28 protein-coding genes are annotated in these 23,011 nt (G+C 72.6%); 20 read left to right on the top strand and 8 right to left on the bottom strand.

Features of this window, described 5'->3' with window-relative positions; all coding sequences use genetic code 11:
- The first annotated feature begins 54 nt into the window (after positions 1-54).
- The 5 genes from ABZU53_RS23215 (at position 55) to ABZU53_RS23195 (ending at position 4,472) form a co-directional block, all read left to right on the top strand.
- Positions 55-1,092: a zinc-binding alcohol dehydrogenase gene (locus tag ABZU53_RS23215; protein ID WP_355067406.1), complete on the top strand. Its 1,038-nt coding sequence runs from the start codon at positions 55-57 to the stop codon at positions 1,090-1,092.
- On the top strand, positions 1,093-1,914 hold the full coding sequence (locus ABZU53_RS23210; protein WP_355067404.1) for a sugar phosphate isomerase/epimerase family protein: 822 nt from the start codon (positions 1,093-1,095) through the stop codon (positions 1,912-1,914).
- Complete coding sequence (locus ABZU53_RS23205; RefSeq protein WP_355067402.1) at positions 1,911-3,251, top strand: hypothetical protein; 1,341 nt, start codon at positions 1,911-1,913, stop codon at positions 3,249-3,251. The genes ABZU53_RS23210 and ABZU53_RS23205 overlap by 4 nt, the downstream gene beginning before the upstream one ends.
- Before the next feature lie 60 nt (positions 3,252-3,311).
- Positions 3,312-3,710, top strand: a complete 399-nt coding sequence (locus ABZU53_RS23200; protein ID WP_355067401.1) for an NUDIX domain-containing protein — start codon at positions 3,312-3,314, stop codon at positions 3,708-3,710.
- Between the two features lie 144 nt (positions 3,711-3,854).
- Positions 3,855-4,472: a DUF2267 domain-containing protein gene (locus ABZU53_RS23195; protein WP_355067399.1), complete on the top strand. Its 618-nt coding sequence runs from the start codon at positions 3,855-3,857 to the stop codon at positions 4,470-4,472.
- Between the two features lie 127 nt (positions 4,473-4,599).
- Here ABZU53_RS23195 and ABZU53_RS23190 read toward each other — a convergent pair whose 3' ends face one another.
- Positions 4,600-5,238 carry a hypothetical protein gene (locus ABZU53_RS23190; RefSeq protein ID WP_355067397.1) on the bottom strand — a complete coding sequence of 213 codons (639 nt, stop codon included), beginning with the start codon at positions 5,236-5,238 and terminating at the stop codon, positions 4,600-4,602.
- Between the two features lie 240 nt (positions 5,239-5,478).
- Between ABZU53_RS23190 and ABZU53_RS23185 the strand changes: the two genes are divergently transcribed.
- On the top strand, positions 5,479-5,898 hold the full coding sequence (locus tag ABZU53_RS23185) for a hypothetical protein (RefSeq protein ID WP_355067395.1): 420 nt from the start codon (positions 5,479-5,481) through the stop codon (positions 5,896-5,898).
- 105 nt (positions 5,899-6,003) lie between these two features.
- On the opposite strand, the gene ABZU53_RS23180 is transcribed toward ABZU53_RS23185, so the two are convergent.
- Both ABZU53_RS23180 and ABZU53_RS23175 read right to left on the bottom strand, forming a co-directional pair.
- Positions 6,004-7,251, bottom strand: a complete 1,248-nt coding sequence (locus tag ABZU53_RS23180) for a hypothetical protein (RefSeq protein WP_355067393.1) — start codon at positions 7,249-7,251, stop codon at positions 6,004-6,006.
- Between the two features lie 50 nt (positions 7,252-7,301).
- Complete coding sequence (locus tag ABZU53_RS23175) at positions 7,302-7,817, bottom strand: NUDIX domain-containing protein (RefSeq protein WP_355067391.1); 516 nt, start codon at positions 7,815-7,817, stop codon at positions 7,302-7,304.
- A gap of 64 nt (positions 7,818-7,881) precedes the next feature.
- Between ABZU53_RS23175 and ABZU53_RS23170 the strand changes: the two genes are divergently transcribed.
- On the top strand, positions 7,882-8,373 hold the full coding sequence (locus ABZU53_RS23170; RefSeq protein ID WP_354860017.1) for a type II toxin-antitoxin system PemK/MazF family toxin: 492 nt from the start codon (positions 7,882-7,884) through the stop codon (positions 8,371-8,373).
- Between the two features lie 36 nt (positions 8,374-8,409).
- Here the strand turns inward: ABZU53_RS23170 and ABZU53_RS23165 are convergent, their stop codons facing one another.
- The gene (locus ABZU53_RS23165; protein ID WP_355067389.1) at positions 8,410-9,060 is read right to left on the bottom strand and encodes an NAD(P)H-dependent oxidoreductase; all 651 of its coding nucleotides are present in this window, start codon (positions 9,058-9,060) and stop codon (positions 8,410-8,412) included.
- Between the two features lie 148 nt (positions 9,061-9,208).
- On the opposite strand from ABZU53_RS23165, the gene ABZU53_RS23160 reads away from it, so the two are divergent.
- The 3 genes from ABZU53_RS23160 to rox all read left to right on the top strand — a co-directional run bounded on the left by ABZU53_RS23160 (position 9,209) and on the right by rox (position 11,590).
- Entirely contained in the window at positions 9,209-9,553 is a 345-nt protein-coding gene (locus ABZU53_RS23160; RefSeq protein ID WP_355067387.1) for a metalloregulator ArsR/SmtB family transcription factor, read from the top strand.
- Complete coding sequence (locus ABZU53_RS23155; RefSeq protein WP_355067385.1) at positions 9,537-10,010, top strand: SRPBCC family protein; 474 nt, start codon at positions 9,537-9,539, stop codon at positions 10,008-10,010. The genes ABZU53_RS23160 and ABZU53_RS23155 overlap by 17 nt, the downstream gene beginning before the upstream one ends.
- 152 nt (positions 10,011-10,162) lie before the next feature.
- Entirely contained in the window at positions 10,163-11,590 is a 1,428-nt protein-coding gene (gene rox / locus ABZU53_RS23150; protein WP_355067383.1) for a rifampin monooxygenase, read from the top strand.
- Between the two features lie 130 nt (positions 11,591-11,720).
- Here rox and ABZU53_RS23145 read toward each other — a convergent pair whose 3' ends face one another.
- Positions 11,721-12,371 carry a GGDEF domain-containing protein gene (locus tag ABZU53_RS23145; protein ID WP_354860005.1) on the bottom strand — a complete coding sequence of 217 codons (651 nt, stop codon included), beginning with the start codon at positions 12,369-12,371 and terminating at the stop codon, positions 11,721-11,723.
- A gap of 264 nt (positions 12,372-12,635) precedes the next feature.
- Here ABZU53_RS23145 and ABZU53_RS23140 point away from each other — a divergent pair, with 264 nt between their 5' ends.
- The 7 genes from ABZU53_RS23140 to ABZU53_RS23110 all read left to right on the top strand — a co-directional run bounded on the left by ABZU53_RS23140 (position 12,636) and on the right by ABZU53_RS23110 (position 18,445).
- Positions 12,636-12,875, top strand: a complete 240-nt coding sequence (locus ABZU53_RS23140) for a DUF397 domain-containing protein (protein WP_234588179.1) — start codon at positions 12,636-12,638, stop codon at positions 12,873-12,875.
- A gap of 138 nt (positions 12,876-13,013) precedes the next feature.
- Positions 13,014-13,901 (top strand): helix-turn-helix transcriptional regulator, encoded by an 888-nt coding sequence (locus ABZU53_RS23135; protein ID WP_354860002.1) that lies wholly within the window; start codon positions 13,014-13,016, stop codon positions 13,899-13,901.
- 131 nt (positions 13,902-14,032) lie between these two features.
- Positions 14,033-15,076, top strand: a complete 1,044-nt coding sequence (locus ABZU53_RS23130; RefSeq protein ID WP_354859995.1) for a LacI family DNA-binding transcriptional regulator — start codon at positions 14,033-14,035, stop codon at positions 15,074-15,076.
- Positions 15,077-15,078: 2 nt separating this feature from the next.
- Positions 15,079-15,282: a hypothetical protein gene (locus tag ABZU53_RS23125; protein WP_354859992.1), complete on the top strand. Its 204-nt coding sequence runs from the start codon at positions 15,079-15,081 to the stop codon at positions 15,280-15,282.
- Between the two features lie 87 nt (positions 15,283-15,369).
- Positions 15,370-16,833 (top strand): serine/threonine-protein kinase, encoded by a 1,464-nt coding sequence (locus ABZU53_RS23120; RefSeq protein WP_355067381.1) that lies wholly within the window; start codon positions 15,370-15,372, stop codon positions 16,831-16,833.
- A gap of 25 nt (positions 16,834-16,858) precedes the next feature.
- Positions 16,859-17,734 carry an alpha/beta hydrolase gene (locus tag ABZU53_RS23115; RefSeq protein ID WP_355067379.1) on the top strand — a complete coding sequence of 292 codons (876 nt, stop codon included), beginning with the start codon at positions 16,859-16,861 and terminating at the stop codon, positions 17,732-17,734.
- A gap of 60 nt (positions 17,735-17,794) precedes the next feature.
- On the top strand, positions 17,795-18,445 hold the full coding sequence (locus tag ABZU53_RS23110; RefSeq protein WP_354859985.1) for a histidine phosphatase family protein: 651 nt from the start codon (positions 17,795-17,797) through the stop codon (positions 18,443-18,445).
- A gap of 15 nt (positions 18,446-18,460) precedes the next feature.
- On the opposite strand, the gene ABZU53_RS23105 is transcribed toward ABZU53_RS23110, so the two are convergent.
- The 3 genes from ABZU53_RS23105 to ABZU53_RS23095 all read right to left on the bottom strand — a co-directional run bounded on the left by ABZU53_RS23105 (position 18,461) and on the right by ABZU53_RS23095 (position 20,210).
- The gene (locus ABZU53_RS23105; protein WP_355067378.1) at positions 18,461-18,958 is read right to left on the bottom strand and encodes a DinB family protein; all 498 of its coding nucleotides are present in this window, start codon (positions 18,956-18,958) and stop codon (positions 18,461-18,463) included.
- Between the two features lie 46 nt (positions 18,959-19,004).
- Positions 19,005-19,448: a VOC family protein gene (locus ABZU53_RS23100; protein WP_354859981.1), complete on the bottom strand. Its 444-nt coding sequence runs from the start codon at positions 19,446-19,448 to the stop codon at positions 19,005-19,007.
- Between the two features lie 81 nt (positions 19,449-19,529).
- Positions 19,530-20,210: a carbon-nitrogen hydrolase family protein gene (locus ABZU53_RS23095; RefSeq protein WP_355067485.1), complete on the bottom strand. Its 681-nt coding sequence runs from the start codon at positions 20,208-20,210 to the stop codon at positions 19,530-19,532.
- Between the two features lie 100 nt (positions 20,211-20,310).
- On the opposite strand from ABZU53_RS23095, the gene ABZU53_RS23090 reads away from it, so the two are divergent.
- The 3 genes from ABZU53_RS23090 (at position 20,311) to ABZU53_RS23080 (ending at position 22,674) form a co-directional block, all read left to right on the top strand.
- Positions 20,311-21,120, top strand: a complete 810-nt coding sequence (locus ABZU53_RS23090) for a DedA family protein (protein WP_354859979.1) — start codon at positions 20,311-20,313, stop codon at positions 21,118-21,120.
- A 152-nt stretch (positions 21,121-21,272) separates the two neighbouring features.
- Positions 21,273-21,737 carry a LuxR C-terminal-related transcriptional regulator gene (locus ABZU53_RS23085; protein ID WP_355067377.1) on the top strand — a complete coding sequence of 155 codons (465 nt, stop codon included), beginning with the start codon at positions 21,273-21,275 and terminating at the stop codon, positions 21,735-21,737.
- 352 nt (positions 21,738-22,089) lie between these two features.
- Positions 22,090-22,674 (top strand): hypothetical protein, encoded by a 585-nt coding sequence (locus tag ABZU53_RS23080; protein WP_355067375.1) that lies wholly within the window; start codon positions 22,090-22,092, stop codon positions 22,672-22,674.
- Positions 22,675-23,011 lie beyond the last annotated feature (337 nt).

The following is a 23,011-nucleotide window of genomic DNA, read 5'->3' as shown; positions in this document are numbered from 1 at the left end:
ACATATTGCGATTTTGTGTCTATCCTGGAGCCCAGTGCTACCGGGATGTGACACATGGGCAACTGGGTGGTCTCTCTCGCCGGGCCTCGACGGATCAGCCTCGAGCCCTGCCCGCCGGATCCGCTCGGCCCGGGCCAGGTCCGGGTCCGCACCTGCTACTCGGGCATCTCCGCCGGCACCGAGCTGACCCTCTACCGGGGCAGCAATCCCCGGCTCAGCAAGGACTGGGACGACGCCGCCCGCATGTTCGTCCCCCGCCAGACCCCCGTGCCGTACCCGCTGATCGGCTTCGGCTACGAGGAGGTCGGCGAGGTCGTCGAGGTGGCGCCGGGCGCCGTCGACCGGCACCCGGGGCAGCTCGTGTGGGGCATCTGGGGGCACCGGGCCGAGGCGGTGCTCGCCGCCGACGCGGTCCGGCCGCTCCCCGCCGACCTGGACCCGCTCGCGGCGGTCTTCGCCCGGCCGGGCGCGATCGCGCTCACCGCCGTGCTCGCCGGCGACCTGCACCTGGGCGACTGGGTCGGCGTCTTCGGGCAGGGCGTCATCGGGCTGCTCGCCACCCGGCTCGCAGTGCTGTCCGGCGCCCGGGTGGTCGCCGTCGACCAGGTGCCCGGCCGGCTTGCGTACGCCACCCGCTACGGCGCGCGGTCCACCGTGGACGTCGCAACCCAGTCCGCCGCCGCCGTGTTGCGCGCGGCCACCGACGGCCGGGGCGCGGACGTCTGCCTGGAGCTGTCCGGGGCGTACCCGGCGCTGCACGAGGCGATCCGGTCCACCGCACACGCCGGCCGGGTCGTGGCCGCCGGCTTCTACCAGGGCCAGGCCGACGCGCTCGGCCTCGGCGAGGAGTTCCACCACAACCGCATCCAGTTGGTGGCCGCGCAGGTCTCCGGGCCCACTCCCGCGCCGGGGATGGCCGGCCGGTGGACCGGAGACCGGGTCGCGCAGACCTTCATGGACCTGGTGGCTGAGCGCAGCGTCGACCCGTTGCCGCTGGTCAGCCACATCGTCGACGCCAGCGCGGTCGCCGACGCCCTCGCGCTGCTCGACCGCGGCGCCGGTGACGTCCTCCAAGTGGTGTTGAGGTTCTAGATGACCACCATCGCGCTGGCCTGCCAGGAACAGCTCCTGCCGGGCACCAACCTGATCCAGAAGTACGCCCTCGCCACCGCGCTCGGCTACCAGGGCATCGAGCTGCGCGGACGCGGTGACCTCGCGTTCGCCGACCGACTGCCCGAGCTGCGCCGGGCCCGCGCCGCCGGGGTGGTGATGCCCACCGTCTGCGTCGAGATGGACCACTTCATCGGCGACTTCGACCCCGCCCGGTCCGCCGACGCCGTGCGCAACCTGCGCTCCCAGCTCTCGGTCATCGCCGAGCTGGGCGGCGTCGGGGCGATGACCCCGGCCGCGTGGGGCATGTTCTCCCGGCGGCTGCCGCCGTTCGAACCGCCCCGCCCGCCGGCCAGCGACCGCCAGGTGCTCCTCGACGCCCTCGGCGAGCTGGGCGAACACGCCCGCGCCGAGGGGGTCACCCTCTTCCTCGAACCCCTCAACCGGTACGAGGACCACATGGTCAATCGGCTCGACGAGGCGGTCGCCCTCTGCGCCGCGCTCGGACTGCCCTCGGTGCGGGTGGTCGCCGACACCTTCCACATGAACATCGAGGAGGACGACGTGCACCGGGCGCTGCGCGCCGCCGCGCCGTACCTCGGGCATGTGCAGGTCAGCGACTCCAACCGGTACCAGCCGGGCACCGGGCACCTGGACTGGCCGGCGCTCGTGCGGACCCTGCTGGAGCTGGACTACCGCGGCTGGCTGGCCCTGGAGTGCCGGCTGCGCGGCGACCCGGTCCGGGCCCTGCAACAGGCCGCCGCGGTGCTGCGGCACGCGCTGCCCCGGCAGGCCGCCGCATGACCGCCGGCGCTGTCCCCACCCGCACCGGTGGTCCGACCGATCTGGCCGGGCTGCGTCGGCTCGCCATCGCCACCCTCGACGCCAACTGGGAGCACGACCACACCGTCCCGTCGCGCACGCTCTACCCGCACCAGTGGAGCTGGGACTCCGCGTTCATCGCGATCGGGTTGGCCCACGTGCGTCCCGAGCGGGCCTGGCAGGAGCTGACGAGCCTGTTCCGGGCGCAGTGGGCCGACGGGCGGGTGCCGCACATCGTCTTCAACCCGGCGCCGCGCGTCGGCGCGTACTTCCCCGGGCCGGAGCTGTGGCGCTCGTCCGACGTCGAGGGCGCGCCGACGATGGACACCTCCGGCCTGGTCCAGCCGCCGGTGCACGCGCTCGCCGCGCTGCTGGCGTACCGGCGATCGCCCGATCCGGCCGGGCTGGCCGCGCTGGGCCGGCTCTACCCGGCGCTGGTCGCCCAGCAGCGGTACCTGGCGACGCGGCGGGACGTCGCCGGCGACGGCCTGGTGTGCGTCGTACACCCGTGGGAGTCCGGTCTGGACAACAGCCCCGCCTGGGACGAGCCGATGGCCGCGGTCGACGCCGACGCGGCGGTCATGCGCGCGTACCGTCGGCACGACACCGCGCACGCCGACGCCGCGCACCGCCCCACGGACCTGGACTACGCGCGCTACCTGGCGATCGTCGCGGCCTACCGCGACCACGGCTACGCCGACCGCGACCTGGCCGACGGCCATCCGTTCCTGGTGGAATGCCCGCTGTTCAACGCGGCGTTCGGGGCCGCCGAGCACGCGCTGGCCGAGATCGCCGCGCTGATCGGCGCGGACCCGGCCCCGCACCGGGTCCGCGCGGACCGCGTCACCGAGGCGTTGGTACGCCGGCTGTACGACCCGGGCACCGGCACGTTCCAGCCCCGCGACCTGCGCACCGATCGGCTCGTCGGCGCGCGCACCGTGCTCGGGCTCGCGCCGCTGATCCTGCCCGGCCTGCCCGCCCGGCAGGTCGACGCGCTGGTCGTCGAGGCCCGGTCGCCGCGCTTCGGGGTGGCCCGGTGGATGGATCGGCCGTTGCCGACCTACGACCGCACCGCGACCGACTTCGAACCGCTGCGCTACTGGCGCGGGCCGAGCTGGCTGAACATCGGCTGGCTGGTGCGGCGCGGCCTGCTGACCCACGGGCATCCGGAGCTCGCGGCCGGCCTGCGCCGCTCGATGATCGACCTGGTCGCGGGGGCGGGCTGCCATGAGTACTTCCACCCCGACACAGGTGCCGGGCTGGGCTCGCCGGCGTTCGGCTGGACCGCCGCGCTGCTGCTCGACCTGCTTGCCGACTGAGTCTCGCTTGCCCGGCACCGGGTGGTAGCGTGCCCGCTCTCAGCGGGGCGGGAGGCGCGCGTGCGCGAGATCGACAAGGTGGCCTGGATCCTCATCGAGGACGGACGGGTGCTGAGCACCCGTTCGCAGGGCAAGGATGTGTGGTACCTGCCCGGCGGCAAGCGCGAGCCGGGGGAGAGCGACCTGGAGACCCTGCGCCGGGAGATCGACGAGGAGCTGAGCGTCGAGGTCGACGTGCCAAGCGCGGTGCACCTGGGCACGTTCAGCGCGCAGGCGCACGGGCACGCGACCGGGATCACCGTGCGAATGACCTGCTACCGGGCCGGATACCAGGGGCGGTTGCAGCCGGCCAGTGAGATCGCCGAGATGGCCTGGCTCGGGTACGCCGACCGGCACCGCACCTCCCCGGTCGACCAGCTCATCTTCGATCACCTGTTGGCCGCCGACCTGCTGCGCTGACGGACGTCTTATTGCGCGCGGTGGTGGCTGGTCCGGCGAGCTGTTCGGCTGCGCTGTTGTGCCGACGGCTGCTCGGACGTGCTGGTGGCTGCGCTGCTGCGGACGGCGCCGTTTGGCGTCGGCGGCCCGGGGTAAGCGCGCGGCGTGACCGACAGCGCGGGCGGCGACGGATTTCCGCATTTCATCGACGCGGTCTCCCGACGGTCCGGCCTGCCGACCGAGCAGGCCGCCGCGCTCGCCCGCGCGGTGCTTGCGACGATGGCCGAACGAGTCACCGGCCGCCCGCCGGATGATCTCACCGGACACCTTCCCGACGAGGTCGACGACTACCTGGACGGCGCGTCGCCGATCCCGCCCGGGGACCTGTCGAGCCCGTCTGCGGATGTGGCGGGTCTGCCTGCGGACCCGGCTGGCTCGCCAGTGGACCTGGCTGGCTCGCCCTCGATCCTGGGGACTGGTTCGGTTACCGGCCCGAACAGCGGCGTTGACGGGCTCGAGACCGGTGTGGGCCTCGACGTCGGCGGGCCTGTCGCGACGCCGCCACCAATGGACGCCGGCCCAGCGGAGTTCCTGCGCCGGGTGGCCCAGCGCGCCGGGGTGGACCCCGCCACGGCACGGGCCGGTACCGGAGCCGTCTTCGCGACCCTGCGGGAGGCGGTGACCGTACGGGAGTTCCGGGAGATGGTCGCGCGACTGCCCCGCGACGACGATGGCGGCGCCGCGACCGATCCGCCCGTTCTGCCCGACCCGTTCACCCGCTGACCCTCGCATACGCCCCCGTCGGCGCTCTGGGCTGCCGAGATCCACCCGACTTCCAGCAAGTCGGGGCATCCCGGCCCGGGGATACCGCGATTTCCAGGAAGCGGAGTGGATCGTCGCGGGCGCTCTGTCATTCGCCGAATCGCTCCCTGAAGGTGCGAATGAACCTCTGGGTCACCTCTCCCACGAAAACCCGGGGTTCGGTGTCAAACTTCGTCAGCATTGCGCGAGCACCGGGCAGGTCGCCCGATACCGCCAGGCAGACAGCCAGAGTGCCGTACTCGACCTGTGACTTCGGTCGGCCGACGAGTGTCTCGATCATCGCCGACAACGTCTGGTTGTCGACGAGGAAGGGCTCACCGTGAGTCGTCAGATCGGCGACCACCTGGGCAACGACCTCCTCGGCCCGCTCCGGCGACGCGACCCACCACCGAAGGGGGGTGACCTTTGGCGTCGCTGCCTCCCGGAGCAGATCGCCCATGGTCGCGCCGACCTGGCAGACCGTGCTGGTGTGCCGGAAAAGTTCTCGCTGAAGGTCAGCAATGCCAGCATGCTCGACGCCAAGGGCTGGGGAGAGCGAGATGCCGCCGTCGCCGGCGAGGTTCACGCTCAGATGGAAGACGACCTCCGTAGAGGGTGCGCGGACGAAGGCCACCTCGTCGTCGGGCACCAGGCGGTGCTGCCGCCATCCAGCGGGTGCCAGTTGCTCGGCCAGCCGATCGACCACCACCGTCCGTATCGGGCTGACATGCTCCGGCCGTGACCTCATGACGCGATCATGGCACGCACGGTTCGGCGAGGAGCGCCGCCGAAGGTGACACCCCAAGGTCCCGCACTGTCGCATTTGGGTTGTGCGTCCGCGTCGCTCCAATCCACGCCATTCCACTATTGACGCCGCCTCTGCGCGGGGGCTGCGGGATTCGTGGCGACCTACGATGCAGAGGCGTCACCGCCGTCATGGGGGCGGCGGGCGGACTGTCGGTGACGCTCCCCTGGGGAACGGAGCGACATGAACATCTGGGAGAAGCTCAAGAGGCTCGTCACGCGCAGAGGTGAGCGCAGTTGGGGGCCCGGGGTCACCGTCCACCACCCGCCACCTGAGCACCCCGAACCGGGCGGCGGGGGCATCGGCGCGTTCGACGCGTCGGCCGTGAGCACCGGCGTGAGCGACGGCGGCCCGGAGGAGACCGCCGCCTACACCCCACCCCCGCCGGGCTCGCGCACGGCGGCCGGGCAGAACGTCGACAGGTATCTGGCGCTGACGATCGCGCAACAGAGCGCCCGCGAGGCGTGTGGCATGGACGCCGGACTGCCGACGATTCACACCACCGAATTCCAGCGGACGACTGTCGACGACGGTCACGGCCACCTGGTGCCCGGCTGGGAGGCGCGGGTGTTCTTCACCTGCCCGGGACCGCCCATCGCCTAGAACCGTGCCGGTGATCGACTCGGTTTCGCCGATATCGGGGTGTCCTCACGACCGGGATACCCCGATATCGCTGATGTGGGGGTCGATCAAGCCCGCGACGGGCGACTAGGCGTCGGCGTCGGGCAGGTCGTCCGGCTCGGTGACCCACGCCGAGAAGACCGGCACCCCGTGCCACGGCCCGGTGGCACCATCGGCCCTGGTGTCGGTGGCGACGGCCACCACGGCGTACGGGTGGCCGAAGCGCAGCTCGGCGGTGCGGGCGACGCCCTCCGGCGGCAGGCTGACGGTGCCGAACATCCCGGTGACCGCCGCCGCCTCGAAGCCGTACCGGCCGTACCGGGCCATCGCCACCTGCCGCGCCTCGAAGCCCTGCACCGGCTGGGCGAGCGCCCCGGCCAGCGTCGCCGTGGCGGCCGGGAAGCCCAGGGCCTCGGCGGTCAGGTCGTGCTCGCTGTGGGCCGACCAGCAGGGGAGCAGTGCGCTGTGTCGTTCCTCGCGGCCGTCGCGGGCCCGGGTCCGGATTCGCTCCTCGCGCAGCGTCCACAGCGGAGCTTCGCCGAGCGGCAGGTCGAACAGCGAGCGCCGTCCGGGCGGTTGCGCGCCGTCGGCCGCGCCGGCACTGAGGTCGTACGCGGCGGTGAGCACATCGGTCGGCGGCACGTGCGGTGCGGCGGCCACCGAGAGCACCACCAGCCCCGCGCCGTCGGTCGCCTGGGCCCGGGCGGCGTGCACGATCACGTCGCCGGCCCGCTCGGTCGTGACGATGGCCCCCTGGTGCCCGTGGTCCGGGCTGCGCAGCGCTCGCCGTAGGCCGCGCGCCCAGGCGCTGGCCGGGCCGAGCGCGCGGGCGTCGGTGACCTCGAACGGCTGGGCCCAGGAGATCCGGGTGGCCAGCGCGCTGGCCAGGGCGAAGACGACGTCCGGGCTGACCTTCAGGGGGAACGTCTCGATCAGGCCGTGGGTGTGCTCGCGTGCCCACGCGTCCAACCCGGCCTGGTCGGGCAGCGTGCCGACCTCGGTCGCCGCCGGCAGCGCGGCCCGCCACCCGGCCGGCTCGTCGGTGAGCCGACCCGGTCGGAGCCAGAGCGCGGTGCCGGAGGCGACCAGCGGATGCGGCGCGTCCAGCAGGGCGCGGGCAACCTCCGCCGCACGGGCCAGGTCCGTGCCCAGGGCGTCCGCCAGCTGCCCGGTCGCCGGTTCCGGTGCGGTCGCCGGGTCGGTGTCAGCCGTAGCCGCGCTGAGGGCGAGCAGCAGCCAGGCCCCGAGCGGGGAGGCGACGTGATGCCGGTCGCCGATCGTGGCGTGCAGCCGCTCGGCGTACGCGGAAAGCGGCTCGTGCAGGTCCGTCGTCATGTCCCCACTCTGCCCGTCGTACCGGGGTCCGGCATCTCCGCCGGCCCTGCTCACGACCACAGCTCGAACGGTTCGTCGATCTGCTCGCCGGCCAGGAAGGGCGTGATCAGCCGGGGGAGCTGGCCCGGATAGAACCGTTCCCCGCTGGCCGCCACCTCCGGCAGCGGCCACCACCGGAAGCCGAAGTAGTCCTCACGCTCGTAGTCGAGCCGGTCCGCCTCGTCCACGTCCGGCCCGGGCCCGTTCAGCCGTACGGCGACGATCACCTCGTCCTGGACGTGGCGCAACTGGCGGTGCAGGAAGCTGGCCCGCCGTCGCCAGGTCGGCGCGCCCACCTGGCCGGCGGTGACGATGATGCCGGTCTCCTCGCGTAGCTCCCGCACCGCTGTCTCCCGGTACGTCTCGCCGGGGTCCATGCCGCCGCCGGGCAGCTCCCACCAGGTGCCGAGCCGAGGGTGGTCCGGGTCACGGGTGTGGAACAGCAGTACCCGTTCGGTGTCGTCGGAGACGACCACGCGCACCGCGCGCCGCTCGAGGATCGGCAGGTCGTCGGGCAGTTCGTCCATCGGGCCAGTCTGCCGCAGTGCGCCGACTCCGGCGGGCCGCGCCGGGGCCGGTAGGCTGCCCGCCGTGGCTGGTCTGTTGAGGAACGTGGCGCAACGCATCTCCCGGGTGGGCGCGGTCATCCCGTCGCCCCGGCGTACCGGGCCGGCTCCGGCGCGGGTGGCCCGCCCTCGCCAGGTGAGCGCGTTGCAGCGGCGCGAGCTGAGCTACGCGCCGGAGGTCGACGGCCAGGCCGACCCGGGCGAGATCGTCTGGACCTGGGTGCCGTACGAGGACGACCCCCGCCAGGGCAAGGACCGCCCGGTGCTGGTGGTCGGACGGCACAGCCGGACGCTGTTCGGGCTGATGCTGTCCAGCCAGAGCGAGCGGGACGGTCAGCGGCACTGGTTCGCGCTCGGCCCCGGCGAGTGGGACCGCGACAAGCGGCCGAGCTGGGTCCGGCTGGACCGCGTGCTCACCATGCGCGAGGACAGCATCCGCCGCGAGGGCGCCGTGCTGGACCGGCCCCGGTTCGACCGGGTCGGGCAGGCGCTGCGCGCCGGCTACGGCTGGCGCTGACCGTACCCCCTGGCACGCCCGGGGCCGGACGGCCCGTCAGGCCGGCTCGCGGCTCGGGCCCACCGCGGCGCCCTGCGCCTCCGGCGGCGGGTACGGCTGCTCGGCGAGCAGCCGGGCCAGGTGCGCGCTGTTGAGCGCGAGGGCCTTGGTGGTGCGGCCGGTGGTGTCCGGCTTGGGGCCGGCGTCGCGGTAGTCCACCTTGTGCAGTGCCTCGCCGACCCAGTAGGTCGCGCCGGCCGCCGCGAGGGTGAAGCCGACCTCGCTGAGCGCGCCCTGGATTTCGGCGATGGTGTGGTGCGCGCCGTCCTCGTTGCCGACGACCGCGACGCCGGCCACCTTGCCGTAGGTGAGCAGCCGTCCCTCGTCGTCGGTCTCGGACAGTTCGGCGTCCAGGCGTTCGAGGACCATCTTGGTGACGCTGGCGGGCTGGCCCAGCCAGATCGGTGTGGCGATGATGAGTATCTGGGCCGCGAGCAGCTTGGCGCGGATCGCGGGCCAGCCGTCGCCGTCGCCCTCGTCCGTCGACACCCCGAAGCGCACGCCGTGGTCGACCACCCGCACGATCTCGCCGTCCACGCCTTGGCGGGTGAGCTCCGCCACCACCTCGCGACCCAACTGGTCGGAGCTGGACGGGGTTGGCGACGGCTTGAGCGTGCAGTTGAGGACGAGGGCGCGAATGCTCACCACGACGGGTTCCTCTCGGCGACGGGACGGCCGGGTTCCCCATACCCGGTCTCCGGGGTGACTCACCAGGGATCTCCTGAACGGGTTGACAGACAGCGGATGAGCTGTAAATTCAACTCATCGGTTAATCATCTAGGTGGTTGAAAGCGACATGACAGCAGACCCGGTCAGTGCCGTGTTCGCCGCGCTCGCCGACCCGACCCGCCGCGCCATCCTGGCCCGACTGGCGACCGGCGAGGCGACGGTGAACGAACTGGCGGAGCCGTTCCCGATCAGCCTCCAGGCGATCTCCAAGCACCTCACGGTGCTGGAGCGTGCCGGGCTGATCGTGCGGACCCGCGAGGCGCAGTGGCGGCGCTGCCGGCTCGACCCGGCGCCGCTGCGCACCCTCGCCGAGTGGGTCGACCAGTACCGCCGGCTCTGGGACGAGCGCCACGACGCCCTGGACGACTACCTACGCGACCTGAAGGAGACCAGCCGTGACCGAAACCCGTGACCTGACGATCGACATGTCCTCCGACCGGGACATCACGATGACCCGGTCGTTCGACGCCCCGCGCGACCTCGTCTTCGCCGCACACACCCAGGCCGAACACCTCAGGCACTGGTGGGGCCGGGGCAATCCGCTGGACGTCGAGATCGACTTCCGCGAGGGCGGTCGCTACCGCTTCGTCGAGCACGCCCCGGACGGCAACGAGTACGCCTTCCGGGGCGAGTTCCAGGAGATCGTCGCGCCGGAGCGGATCGTGCAGACGTTCGAGTTCGAGGGCATGCCCGGCCAGGTGGCGGTGGAGACGCTGGTCTTCACCGAGCAGGACGGCCGCACGGTGCTCACCGGCACCACCCGCTTCGACACCACCGAGCAGCGCGACGGCATGGCCGGGTCCGGGATGGCGCAGGGGGTAGCCGAGTCGTACGCCGCACTGGAGCGCCACCTGTCCACAATGCGCTAACGCGGAGGGCGCGCGAGGGAAACAAAAACGGCAGGGAAGTCGCGCTCCCTGCCACCTCCAACATATATCGCACCGGGGGTCTTGCGGCAAGACCCGGGTGCTGCCGCAGAATCTCCACCCGAAGCCCAAAACTGGGAAAATCGGGGGATCTCGTGATCGATGTCATCATTGCCGGCGGCGGGCCGACCGGTCTGATGCTGGCCAGCGAGTTGCGACTGCACGGTGTGCACGTTCTCGTGCTGGAGAAGGACGCCGAGCCGACCCGCTACGTCCGTTCGCTGGGTCTGCACGCGCGCAGCATCGAGGTGCTGGACCAGCGCGGTCTGCTGGAGCGTTTCCTCGCCCTGGGCACGCGGCATCCGCTCGGTGGCTACTTCGCCGCGATTCCCAAGCCGTCGCCGGGCGGTCTCGACAGTGCCCACGCGTACGTCCTCGGTATTCCGCAGACCACCACCGACCGGCTGCTCGCGGAGCACGCCGTCGAGGTCGGCGTCGAGGTCCGCCGCGGCTGCGAACTGGTCGGGCTGAGCCAGGACGACAACGGGGTGACGGTGGAGCTGGCCGACGGTACGCCGCTGCGGTCGCGCTACCTCGTCGGCTGCGACGGCGGCCGGAGCACGGTCCGTCGGCTGCTCGGGGTCGGCTTTCCGGGTGAACCCAGCCGGGTCGAGTCGCTGCTGGGCGAGATGGAGGTGGGCGTACCGGCGCAGACGGTCGCCGACGTGGTGGCCGAGGTCCGCAAGACGCACCTGCGGTTCGGCCTCGGGCCGCTCGGGGACGGCGTGTACCGGGTTCTCGTGCCCGCCGCGGGGGTGACCGAGGATCGCTCCGTCCCGCCGACCATCGAGGAGTTCCAACAGCAACTGCGGGCGTACGCGGGCACCGACTTCGGCGTGCACTCCCCGCGCTGGCTCTCCCGCTTCGGCGACGCCACCCGGTTGGCCGAGCGCTACCGGGTCGGTCGGGTGCTGCTGGCCGGAGACGCGGCGCACATTCACCCGCCCACCGGCGGGCAAGGGCTCAACCTCGGCATTCAGGACGCGGTGAACCTCGGTTGGAAGCTGGCCGCCGCGGTCAACGGCTCGGCGCCCGACGGGCTGCTGGACAGCTACCACGCCGAGCGGCACCCGGTGGCCGCCGACGTGCTCATCAACACCCGCGCGCAGATGTTCCTGCTGTCCCCCGAGCCGGGGCAGCAGGCAGTCCGTCACCTGCTGTCGGAACTGATGGACTTCGAGGACGTCAACCGGTACCTGATCGAGAAGGTCACCGGCCTGGGGGTCCGCTACGACTTCGGCGCGGGCCACGAGCTGCTCGGTCGGCACCTGCGGGACGTGCGGCTGACGCGGGGACGGCTCTACGACCTGCTGCACGGCGGTCGTGGGCTGCTGCTCGACCAGACCGGCCGGCTCTCGGTCGACGGGTGGGCCGACCGGGTCGACCACGTCGTCGACGTCAGTGCGGAACTGGACGTACCCGCGGTGCTGTTGAGGCCGGACGGCCACGTGGCCTGGGCCGGCGACGATCAGACCGACCTGGTGGGTCAGCTGCCCCGGTGGTTCGGCGGCCCCGCCACCTGAGGCGGCCCCGCCACCTGAGGCGGCCCCGCCACCTGAGGCGGCCCCGCCACCTGAGGCGGCCCCGCCACCTGAGGCGGACCCGCCACCTGAGGCGGACCCGCCACCTGAGGCGGCCCCGCCACCTGACCGGTCACCCCTCCGCGAGGCGGACGCTGTCGACGAGTTGGCGGGGCGACCGCGGGCCGGCGAGGCTCTTCGCCTGGTACATGGCCGCGTCGGCGCGGCTGAGCGCGTCGGTGAGCTGGGCCGGACCGGTCACCGGGGCGAGCCCGACCGAGGCGGTGACCCGGACGCTGCACCCACTGAGCCGGATGGGCGCGGCGACGGTCTCGCTGAGGCGTCGGGTGGCGTGCTCGATCCAGCGCCGGTCGACTGTCGGGCTGGCGAGCAGGCCCGCGAACTCGTCGCCGCCGAGGCGGGCGACGAGGTTGTCCCCGGCGAAACCGGCCAACCGTTCGGCCACGCTGATCAGCACCTGGTCGCCGGCGGCGTGCCCGTACCGGTCGTTGATCTGCTTGAAGTCGTCGAGGTCGAGCACGATGGCGATCAGCGGCTGGCCGTCGGCGTTGGTGAGCAGCGCGGCCGCGAGGCGGTAGAAGGCGCGTCGGTTGGGCAGCCCGGTGAGCGGGTCGTGGCTGGCGGCGTGCCGTTCGGCGGCCAACTCGGCCTGGAGGTGCCCGATCTCGGCCTCGGCCCGCAGGGCCCGTCGGCGCATTTGCCAGGAGGAGAGCAATGCTCCCGCCGCACAGATGCCGGAGGCGACGCTCATCGGATCCGGCACGAGACCTCCCATCGCCGCGACCGCCTCCAGCCTTCGGTCTCGCGGCGCGGTGCCGCGTCGGGCAGTTTTCCCTGGTGGTTGCCCCAGTCGGGGTAACGCAAAGTGAACGGATAAGCACCGATCACGTGCGTTATCATGCTCGCCGTCCGGTGCAGATGCAATAGCAGATGCACGTGCATAACCGTCCACTGTCGATACCGCACCCTCGCCGTCACCGCTCCTCCCACGGGCACCGGCGGGCTCGTGAGCAGAAAGACGCCTCTCATGCAACAGCCACCCAATGGCGTTCCGATTACTCAGTTGCCCCCGCTGAGCTGGCAGAAGAGCCGCCGCAGCAACCCGAGCGGCAACTGCGTCGAACTCGCCGAACTGCCCGGGGGAGCCGGCATCGCCGTTCGCAACTCGCGCCATCCGGAGGGACCCGCGCTGATCTACACAGTGGACGAGATCGCCGCGTTCGTGCTCGGCGCACGCGACGGCGACTTCGATCACCTGATCAACTGACCGGTCGTCGAAGGCCGTCCCGGGGACGGGACTGAATAGCCGGTCCGGAGGAGTTCACCTCACTGTCGGTCCATGGCATGCTTACACGTCGGCCGGGCTGGGTGCCCGACCGCGTGGTCGGTATCCGGAGGTCCGCACGTGACGATGGTTCCCGCCGAGGGCGGCCCGACAACCGGGCCGACCGTGCTGCGCATGCTGCTCGGCGCCCAACTGCGCCGCCTGCGGGAGTCCAGCGGGGTGACCCGGGAGGGCGCCGGGTGGGAGATCCGCTCCTCCGAGTCGAAGATCAGTCGGATGGAGCTGGGGCGGGTCGGCTTCAAGGAGCGCGACGTGTCCGACCTGCTCACCCTGTACGGCGTCAGCGACGAGGGCGAGCGCGCGGCACTGCTGAAGCTCGCCCGGGACGCCAACAGCCCCGGCTGGTGGCACCGCTACGGGGACGTGCTGCCCAGCTGGTTCCAGTCGTACCTGGGCCTGGAGGCGGCGGCCGCGCTGATCCGCAGCTACGAGGTGCAGTTCGTCCCCGGCCTGTTGCAGACCCGGGAGTACGCTCGCGCGGTCGTGCTGCTCGGGCACGGCGGGGCCGGCGCCGCCGAGATCGATCGCCGCGTGGAGTTGCGGATGCAGCGCCAGCAACTACTGCACCGGGACAACCCGCCGCAGCTCTGGGCCGTCGTGGACGAGGCGGCGCTGCGCCGTCCGATCGGCGGTGCCGAGGTGATGCGTGAGCAGCTCGTCGCGCTCATTGAGGCCACCAAGTCGCCCACCATCCGGCTCCAGGTCATCCCGTTCGCCGCCGGGGGCCACGCGGCGGCCGGTGGCGCCTTCACCATCCTGCGCTTCGGCGACCAGGAGCTGCCCGACATCGTCTACATCGAACAGCTCACCAGCGCCATCTACCTCGACAAGCGCGAGGACCTCGACTATTACGCCGTGGCCATGGAGCGGCTGTGCGTCGAGGCCGAGCCGCCGGAGCGTACGCCGGAGATCCTGGGCCGGCTGCTGGAGGAGATGTACCCGCAGTGACGACCCGGCCGGGGCCGCACTGAGGTTTCACAGGTTCGTATTGACCGTCGCCAACCCGTCGGGTTAGTCTCTGTATCGATCCAGTCTGAATCGATACAGAGAGGTGCCGGGTGAAGCCAACACTGCAAGCCGTGGCGGACGCCGTCGGCGTCTCCCGCAGCACCGTGTCCAATGCCTACAGTCGCCCCGACCAGCTCTCCACGGCACTGCGTGAGCGGATCCTCGCCGCCGCGCGCCAGCTCGGCTACCCGGGGCCCAATCCCACCGCCCGCTCCCTGCGCCGCGGCTTCGTCGGCTCGATCGGGGTCCTGTTCACGTCGCAGCTGTCGTACGCCTTCACCGACCCCTTCGCGATCCGCTTCCTCACCGGGGTGAGCGGCGCCGCCGAGCGACACGGCACCAGCATGCTGCTGGTGCCGCTCCCACCGGCGCAGACCGACGCCCGCCGGGCGGTGGAGAACGCCGCCGTCGACGGCTTCTGCGTCTACTGCGTCGCCGACGAGGAGTGGGCGTTGGACGTGATCCGGGCGCGCGGGCTGCCTTACGTCAGCACGGCGTCGCACGACGACGCCGGCGCGGACGAGCGGTTCGTCGGCATCGACGAGCGGGCCGCGGCTCGCAGCGTCGCCGCGCACGTGGCCGGCCTCGGTCACCGCCGGGTGGCCCTGCTCGCCGACGCTGTGCTGCCCGACGCGCCGGCCGGCCCCGTCACCCTGTCCGGGGTGCACGAGGCGTGGCACCCGACCACCCGCGGCCGGCTTGCCGGCTTCGCCGACGCGTTCGCCGAGGTCGGCGTCGGCTGGGCGGAGCTGACGCTGGTCAACGCCCTGGGCAACAGCCGCCAGGCCGCGGCCGCCGCCGTCGCCGGGCTGTTCGACGGGCCGGCACCGCCGACCGCCGTGCTGGCCGGCTCCGACGTCCTCGCCCTCGGTGTGCTCGACGCGCTGGCCCAGCGACCGGGCGGCACCAACCCGCCGGTCTCGGTGACCGGCTTCGACGACATTCCCGAGGCCGCGTCGGCCGGCCTCACCACCGTCCGGCAACCCGCCGAGGAGAAGGGCCGGATCGCCGCCGAACTGCTGCTCGACCCACCCGCGGACGCCGCAGCCGGTCAGGTGCTGCTGCCCACCGCACTCGTCGTCCGGGCCTCCACCGGACCTGTCCCGAGGAGTTGACCATGGAATTCCCGACCGGCTACGTCACCGCTCTCGACGCGATGAACCGACACGTCAACTCGGCCCGACCGGACGCCCCGGTCCAGGCCGAGCGACCCCGCCGGGCGCTGCTCGCCCCGACCCGACAGGTGACCGCCGTCGCCCTGCGCCGGCTCGCCGACCGGATCCAGCCCCGACCGATGCCGACGGTGACCCGCTGCTCCTGACCCATTTGGGCACGCATGGGACGAGCGGTGCCGGGCCGGACACGCAGAGTGGTCGAAGGGGCACTCGCCAGGCAGACTGGTGAAGCCATGTCACCCTTCACGCCCACCCTCCGCCTCCACGACCGCTACGTCCTGCACGAGCGGATCGGGCTCGGTGGCATGTCCGAAGTGTGGCGGGCCGACGACGAGGTGCTCGGCCGGCCCGTCGCGATCAAGGTGCTCGCCGGGCAGCTCGCCGCCGACCCGCAACTGCGGGCCACCATCCAGCGCGAGGCCCGCGCGGCCGCCCGGCTCACCCACCCACACGTCACCCAGGTGTACGACTACGCCGAGGCGACCCTGACCGGCGGCGTCGTCGTCCCGTACCTGGTGATGGAGCTGGTCGAGGGCCACAACCTGGCCGACCGGCTGCGCAACGGCCCCCTGCCCTGGCCGGAGGCGGTCCGCGTGGCCGGGCACATCGCCGCCGCGCTGGCCGCCGCGCACCGCATCGGCGTGGTGCACCGCGACGTCAAGCCGGGCAACGTCATGCTCACCGACACCGGCGCCAAGGTCCTCGACTTCGGCATCGCCGCGCTCGGCGGGCTCGACAGCCAGTCTGGCGAGCCGCTGATGGGCACACCCGCGTACTTCGCCCCCGAGCGCCTCGCCGCCGGTCCGCCCGACCCGGCCAGCGACGTGTACGCCCTCGGCGCGCTGCTCTACCGCACGCTCACCGGCCAGGCGCCCCTGCCCGTCCAGAGCTGGGAGGACGCCCTCGAGGTGCACCGGCGGGGCACACCGGTGCCGCCGCTGCGGGTGGACGGCCTGCCCGCCGACATCGCCGAGCTGACCCTCGCCTGCCTCGCCGCCGACCCGGCCCGCCGGCCGAGCGCCGCGCAGTTGGCCCGCCGGTTCGGCGCCGGTCAACCGGTCGAGCCCCCCACCGAGCTGCTGCGCATCGTGGCGCCCGCCTCGGCGGCCCACCCGCCGACCCTGATCGACCGCTCGGCCGCGCGTCCCGTGCCGGTCGCGGCCGTGCCGGCCCGCCGCCGATCGCGCCGACCCCTGGCCCTCCTCGTCACGGCCGGTCTCGCCGTGCTGGTCGGCCTCGGCGCGCTGCTCACCCAGGGCCTCGGCGCACCCGACACAACCGGGTCCGGGCAGGTCGCGGCCCCGCCGTCGACCTCCGCCCCGACACCCGCGCCCAGTACGCAGGCACCGAGGCCGCCGGCATCGGCGTCTCCGTCGCCGCCGACCGCCAGCGCCGCGCCCTCGACCGTCGGTCAGCAGGTGCCGGTCAGCTTCCGCCAGGTCAGCGACGAGTTCACCGACGTGCTCGCCGCGGCGGTGGCCCGCGGAGATGTCGACCGCAAGACCGCCCAGGACCTTCGCGACGACCTCGCCGACGTGAACCGACGGTCCAAGGACCGCGAGCGGCGCATCGCCGACCTGCGAAACACCATCGCCGAGCTGGTGGACCGTGGCCGGCTGCCGCGGCAGACGGGCACACACCTCGACGAACTGCTCAATCAGGCCCGCGGGCTGCCCGCCGGGCGCACCGCCGACTGAGGGCATCTGTCGTAGTCTCACCGGCATGACGACGAAGCAGACGCACACCCTCGCCGTGCCCGGCGTCGAGCTGGTCTACGACGTCCGCGGCCCCCTACCCCCGGGCGGCGGGCGTCCCGCGCTGCTCATGATCGGCCAGCCGATGACAGCGGAGGGCTTCGACGCGCTCGCCGCGCACTTCACCGACCGCACCGTCGTGACCTACGACCCGCGCGGCCTCGGCCGCAGCGTCCGCACCGACGGCCGGTCCGACCACACGCCACAGCAGCAGGCGGCCGACCTGCACCTGCTCATCGAGGCGCTCGACGCCGGCCCGGTGGACGTGTTCGCCAGCAGCGGCGGTGCGGTGACCGCACTCGAACTCGTCGCGGCCCATCCCGGCGACGTCGTCACGCTGGTGGCCCACGAGCCGCCGATCAACGCGGTGCTCCCGGACGTCACGGCAGCCGAGCGCGCTCAGGCCGCCTTCTACGAGGCGTACCAGGCGAAGGGATTCGGCGCCGGCATGGCCGCGTTCATCGCGATGACGTCGTGGCAGGGCGAGTTCACCGACGCCTACTTCGCCCAGCCCGCGCCCGACCCCGCGATGGTCGGCATGCCGACCGACGACGACGGCAGCCGCGACGATCCGCTGCTGTCGAAGAGCTCGTGGGCGATCACCGACTACCAACCCGACGCGAGCGTGCTCACGGCGTCCCCGACCCGGATCGTGATCGCGGTCGGCGAGGAGTCGGCGGGCACGTACACCGACCGTACGGCCCTCGGCACGGCGGCGCTGCTCGGCCAGGAGGCCGTGGTGTTCCCGAGTCACCACGGCGGCTTCCTCGGAGGCGAGTTCGGCTATGCGGGCAAGCCCGAAGAGTTCGCCGCACGGCTGCGCGAGGTGCTGGACGCCGGCTGACGGCCGTCATCTCGTACGGACGGCTGATCCATCCGCGTACGTCGCTGGCATGATGGGCCGATGCGAACACGGCTGATCTTCGTGCGGCACGGCGAGTCGGTCCACCAGGTCGATGGGATCGTGGGCGGCCCGCACGGATGCCGCGGGCTGACGCCGCTCGGCCACGACCAGGCACACCGGCTGGCCCAGCGGCTCGTCGACGACTACGCCGTCGAGGGGCCGCTGGCGGTCTACTCGTCCGTGCTGCGCCGCACCGTCGAGACCGCGCAGCCCATCGCCGCGGCGTTCGGCGTCCGCCCGCTGGCCGACTGCGGCCTGTGCACCTGGCACACCCCGCCGTACGCGGACGGGCTGCCGGTCACCCGCTTCCGCACCGAACACGCGGTGCCCGGTGGGGGAGTGTTCCGGCCGTTCGAGGACGGCAACGAGAGCTGGGCCGAACTGGTGGTGCGCGTCAGTCGCGCCATCATGGAGATCGCGCACCGGCACCGGGGCGGCACCGTGGTCCTGGTCGGCCACAGCGAGACCGTCGAGGGCGCCTTCCACGCGCTCGCCGCGCAGCCGATCTTCCGGGCGTTCGACCTGGACGTGCCGCCGGCCTCAATCACCGAGTGGGTCACCGACCAGGACACCGGCGGCTGGCCGCCGGCCCGCTGGACCCTGCGCCGCTTCGGTGACACCGCCCCGGTCGGCCAGAGCGTGATCCAGTAACGCCGCGCCGGCGCCTTACTCGCTGAGGATCTGCTCGCGCAGGATCTCCGCGTGCCCGCAGTGCTGAGCCAGCTCGCGCAGCACGTGCAGGTACACCCAGTTCAGCGGCAGCGGACCGCGCCGGTTGCCGCGCAGCAGGTCGTCCAGACCCAGTGACGCCGTCGCGCGGCGCGACGCCTCGCACGCCTCGCGGTGGGCCTGCTGGACGGCGGCGATCGTGTCGCCGTCATCGAGGATGAACGACTCGTCCGGCGTCGCCGGGATCCCGATCTCGGCGCGCGACCGGCACGTGACGGCCTCGTCGAACCAGACCTTCTCGACGAAGGTCGCGTGCTTCACCAGACCCAGCAGCGTCGTCCGCGATGGCACCAAAGAGCGACGCGCCTGCTCCTCGGTCAGCCCGTCCAGGGCGCCGTTGAGCGCTCCGCGGTGTTCGTCGATGAACGCCTCGACCTGTGCCTGGGCCGGCTGATTCACGACATCTTCGGCGAACGTCGGCGGGAAGATGGTCATGGACCGAAGCATCTCAAGGGCGGTCACCTGTGAGCAACTTCGGCACTCACGAGCCGAAGGAGACGAGGGCACCGCGTTCGTCGAAGACGGCGGTGCCCGCCCAGGCGATCTCCCAGCGGTTGCCCTCCGGGTCGGCGATGTAGGCCGAGCGGCCACCCCACGGGCGGTCGGTCGGCTCCGCCACCACCGTCGCCCCCATCGCGACGGCCGCCGCGAAGGCCGTGTCGACCTCGGCGCGGTCATCGACGTTGCAGGCGAGGGTCACGCCGGACCAGCCGCCGGCCGGACCGGCGACGCCGGGTGCCGCCTCGGCGGCCAGATCCGGCAGCGGATAGAGCGCGAGCAGAACGCCACCGAGCAGGAACGCCGACCAGCCGTCGTCGCTCGCCGACAGCTCCGGCCAGCCCAGGGAGCGGTAGAACGACCGCAGCGAACCCATGTCGCGTACGCCCAGAGTGACCACGGACAGCCGAGAGGGGATCGCACTCATGGCCCCGATCCTGCCGCAGCGGTACGACAACCGGTCCCTCGTCGGGGGCCCTCGGGCCGGTCGTCGACTCCGGCGGCACCCTCAGTGGAGGGTCGTAACGGTCCACTCGCCCGGTGCCGTGCCCACCCGGGCGGTCACCTCACCCCGCGGTGTCCAGATGGCCGACCGTCCCGCCGCCTCGGTGTAGCCGCCGCCGGTGGACCCGGCGAAGCTCGCCACCGCCACCCAGACCCGGTGTGTCGTGGCGATCCGCTGGGCCCGCTCGTCCGGAACGCCGGCGTCGCGCGCCAACTCCAGCACCCCCGCCGCGTACACGTCAATGCCGAGCGCGGCCGTGCGCTGCGCGTGCGCGGCGACGCCGGTGTCCTTGCAGACCGCCAGCCCGATCCGCCACCCGTCCACATCGAGCACCCTTGGTGTGTCGCCCGGCCGGAAGCGCTGCGCCTCCGCGCCGCCGAGCCACATCTTCCGGTACGCCACGGTCACCCCGTCGCCGGTCACCGCCAGCACCCCGATGTGGTCACCGGCCACCGGTGCACCGGCCAGCGCCAGCGTGCCCGCCTCGGCGCACGCGTCGACCAGCGGCGCCAACCGGGGGTCGTCCACCGACGCGACCGGGCCCTGCAACTCGTACCCCGTCAGTGACAGCTCCGGGAAGACCACCACCCGGGCGCGCGCCGCGCGGACCGCGTCGGCGTGCGCCCGCGCGTTCTGTGCGACATCCAGGGGTACGCACGGCGGCTGCGCCACCGCGAGCCGCAACGGGGTGCGGTTTTCCGCACGCCCGCCGGTGGGAGCGACCCGCGGGGTCGGATGGTCCGCCTCATGGTCGATTCTCAGGATCGGTTCGTAGCGTGGAGACATGATTCGAACGTCGCACGCCGTGCTCGCCACCGGAACCCCCGCCGCCGCGGCCGAACCGCCCGAGGGCGGAATCGTCGGCTACGTCAGCGATCTGGTGGAACGGCTCGGCGGGCCGGGCGCCGGTCTGGCGGTGGCGCTGGAGAACCTGTTCCCGCCGATCCCCAGCGAGGTCATCCTGCCGCTGGCCGGCTTCGTGGCCGCGCAGGGGCGGATGAGCCTGCTCGGCGCGATCTTCTGGACCACGCTGGGCTCGGTGCTGGGCGCGCTGGCGCTCTACCTGATCGGCGCGTCCCTGGGCCGGGAGCGGATGCGCGCCATCGTCGCCCGACTGCCGCTGGTGAAGCTCAGCGACGTGGACCGGACCGAGGCGTGGTTTCTCCGGCACGGCGTGAAGGCGGTGTTCTTCGGCCGGATGATCCCGATCTTCCGGAGCCTGATCTCCATCCCGGCCGGGGTGGAGCGGATGCCGGTGCGGATCTTCCTGCTCTACACGACGCTGGGCAGCCTGATCTGGAACACCACCTTCGTGCTCGCCGGATACCTGCTCGGCGACAACTGGCACCTCGTCGAGGGCTACGTCGGCACACTCCAGAACGTCGTGATCGTCGCGTGCGTCGCGGCCGTCGCCTGGTTCGTCGGCTCCCGGGTGCTGCGGGCCCGCCGCGCCGCGCGAAACCCCGAGTCGGCCGACCGTCCCTGGTCGGACTCGGGTCCTTCTCGGGATGGTGCGCCACCGTCGGGGATGCCGGATCCGGGCGGTCGGGGCACCCTCTACCGGGGCGGCTCCTGGGCCTCGGACGAGCGCTAGCCCGCCGCCTTGCCAGACGTCTCAGGTGGGGACACCAGCGCTACGCCGCCCGGCTGCGCGCGGACCGTCCCGAAGGAATCGGTCGCCCAGGTGGATGACTCCCTCGACGCCTCGACCGGGTCGCCGCCCGGGGCCCCGCGCTCAACCCGGAGGTGGTTAGCCAGGTGGCGGCCGGATCGGAGCCACCCGACCCGTTCGGCCGACTCACCCCGCGCGAACGGGACGTCCTGCACGAGATGGCCCACGGGCTCACCAACGCCGGTGTCGCCCAGCGGTCGCACGTGTCGCAGAGCGCCGTGGACGAGCACGTCAACGCCATCTTCGACAAGCTCGGCCTCGCCCACGCAACTGGCTACAGCCGCCGTCTCCTTGCTGTCCTGCGCTACCTCTGCATCCCTTTCCTAAAGATCAAGCCGGATCGGGGAGGCCGGGATGTCCCGATCGCTCGCACCATCCGGTATCGGACATTCCGGGTGGATCGTCACCCGACGGCTCGCTCCGGCCCTCGGAGGCGGTTGGTCTGGGGCGTGCTGTCCGGTTGCGAGGCCCGATGGGGTGTGACCGGGTGCATCCCTGGGCCGGAATCGTGGCGGGCCGGGGGTCGTTACATACCCTGACGATCGCAGGACCACGGCCACCGTGCCCCGCCCAACCGGTGGGGGAATGGGCGGCCGGGTCGGGTCGTTGCAGACCCCCGACCGACCGTGGGCCCGCCCCCGGGTCCGTTGCCAGGTCCCGCTGAGGGCCCGGGAATGACCCCGGACCGGCGGTCGTTGCACACGGTCCCGGCGCCACGAGCGACCCCCTCGCCCGTTGGCCGCCGCCCCGGCACCGCGAGGGCCTCGCCCCGCAGGGTGCCGACCCGAAACTTTCCCCTGCTTTTGCAGCGCCCGACGAGGTGCTCACATCCGCGTCACCGTCCCCCCGGTGGTGGCGTGTGGTGTTCCTACCCCCGAAGGAGCTACCCCCATGAACACGATCTTCCGTAAGAGCATGCTGTCTGTTGCTGGTCTCGCGTTCGCCGGTGGTGTCTTCGCCGGCCCGATCGCCCATGTCGCCACCCCGAGCACGGACGCCCGTCCGGTGGCCGTGGTGCAGGCCGACAAGCCCGACACGAGCAAGCTGATCCCGCACGGCACCCAGGGTGCCCAGTCGCACATCGACCTGAACGACGAGCAGACGGCCAACGCCAAGGCGATCATCGCCGCCACGAAGAAGGCGGGCCTGCCCGAGCGGGCCGCGGTCATCTCGATCGCGACGAGCCTGCAGGAGTCGAAGCTGGAGAACCTCGGCCACCTCGGCGACATGAACGACCATGATTCGCTGGGGCTGTTCCAGCAGCGCCCGTCCAGTGGTTGGGGCACGCCGGAGCAGATCACCGACCCGGAATACTCCACGACCGCGTTCCTGAAGGGCCTGCGTCAGGTTGACGGGTGGCAGGACATGCCGCTGACCGACGCCGCGCAGACCGTGCAGGTCTCCGCGTACCCGGACGCCTACGCCCAGTGGGAGCAGCAGGCCGCCGACCTGGTTGGCCAGTACTGGAACAGCTGACCCACCGCACGACCCGACCGACTGGCCGGCACCCCCCGGGGTGCCGGCCATCGGCATGTCCACCCGCAGGCTCGCCCGGAGTCGCTGGCCTGGCTTGGCCTGCTCGGCCTGGTCCAGGCCTGCTCGCCCTGGTCCGGCCCGGCTCCGCCCGGCCTCGGCCCGGTCTGGCCCAACTTGGCTCGGCTTGGTCCGGCCCGGCCCTGCTCGGCCAAGCCGGGGCCGGCCCGGCTCCGGCTTGGCCCGACTCGGGCGCGGGCCGGTCGGCCCGGCCCCGCCCGAACGGGATGTCGCGGCGCAGATCTTGGACAGTTTCCGTTCCGAGCTGACGGAAACTGTC

Origin of the sequence: Micromonospora sp. NPDC005194 (assembly GCF_040608335.1) — a bacterium.
Classification (GTDB): domain Bacteria; phylum Actinomycetota; class Actinomycetes; order Mycobacteriales; family Micromonosporaceae; genus Micromonospora.
Note: the sequence above shows the minus strand (reverse complement) of the source record. Positions and strands in the feature narration are given on the sequence as shown.

Coding starts and splice junctions, on each gene's coding strand:
- ABZU53_RS23120 (WP_355067381.1), top strand. CDS start 15,370: ATGTCACCCTTCACGCCCACCCTCCGCCTCCACGACCGCTACGTCCTG.
- ABZU53_RS23215 (WP_355067406.1), top strand. CDS start 55: ATGGGCAACTGGGTGGTCTCTCTCGCCGGGCCTCGACGGATCAGCCTC.
- ABZU53_RS23160 (WP_355067387.1), top strand. CDS start 9,209: ATGACAGCAGACCCGGTCAGTGCCGTGTTCGCCGCGCTCGCCGACCCG.
- ABZU53_RS23115 (WP_355067379.1), top strand. CDS start 16,859: ATGACGACGAAGCAGACGCACACCCTCGCCGTGCCCGGCGTCGAGCTG.
- ABZU53_RS23125 (WP_354859992.1), top strand. CDS start 15,079: ATGGAATTCCCGACCGGCTACGTCACCGCTCTCGACGCGATGAACCGA.
- ABZU53_RS23210 (WP_355067404.1), top strand. CDS start 1,093: ATGACCACCATCGCGCTGGCCTGCCAGGAACAGCTCCTGCCGGGCACC.
- ABZU53_RS23140 (WP_234588179.1), top strand. CDS start 12,636: ATGCAACAGCCACCCAATGGCGTTCCGATTACTCAGTTGCCCCCGCTG.
- ABZU53_RS23090 (WP_354859979.1), top strand. CDS start 20,311: ATGATTCGAACGTCGCACGCCGTGCTCGCCACCGGAACCCCCGCCGCC.
- ABZU53_RS23175 (WP_355067391.1), bottom strand. CDS start 7,817: ATGGACGAACTGCCCGACGACCTGCCGATCCTCGAGCGGCGCGCGGTG.
- ABZU53_RS23205 (WP_355067402.1), top strand. CDS start 1,911: ATGACCGCCGGCGCTGTCCCCACCCGCACCGGTGGTCCGACCGATCTG.
- ABZU53_RS23105 (WP_355067378.1), bottom strand. CDS start 18,958: ATGACCATCTTCCCGCCGACGTTCGCCGAAGATGTCGTGAATCAGCCG.
- ABZU53_RS23185 (WP_355067395.1), top strand. CDS start 5,479: ATGAACATCTGGGAGAAGCTCAAGAGGCTCGTCACGCGCAGAGGTGAG.
- ABZU53_RS23110 (WP_354859985.1), top strand. CDS start 17,795: ATGCGAACACGGCTGATCTTCGTGCGGCACGGCGAGTCGGTCCACCAG.
- ABZU53_RS23080 (WP_355067375.1), top strand. CDS start 22,090: ATGAACACGATCTTCCGTAAGAGCATGCTGTCTGTTGCTGGTCTCGCG.
- ABZU53_RS23100 (WP_354859981.1), bottom strand. CDS start 19,448: ATGAGTGCGATCCCCTCTCGGCTGTCCGTGGTCACTCTGGGCGTACGC.
- ABZU53_RS23190 (WP_355067397.1), bottom strand. CDS start 5,238: ATGAGGTCACGGCCGGAGCATGTCAGCCCGATACGGACGGTGGTGGTC.
- ABZU53_RS23180 (WP_355067393.1), bottom strand. CDS start 7,251: ATGACGACGGACCTGCACGAGCCGCTTTCCGCGTACGCCGAGCGGCTG.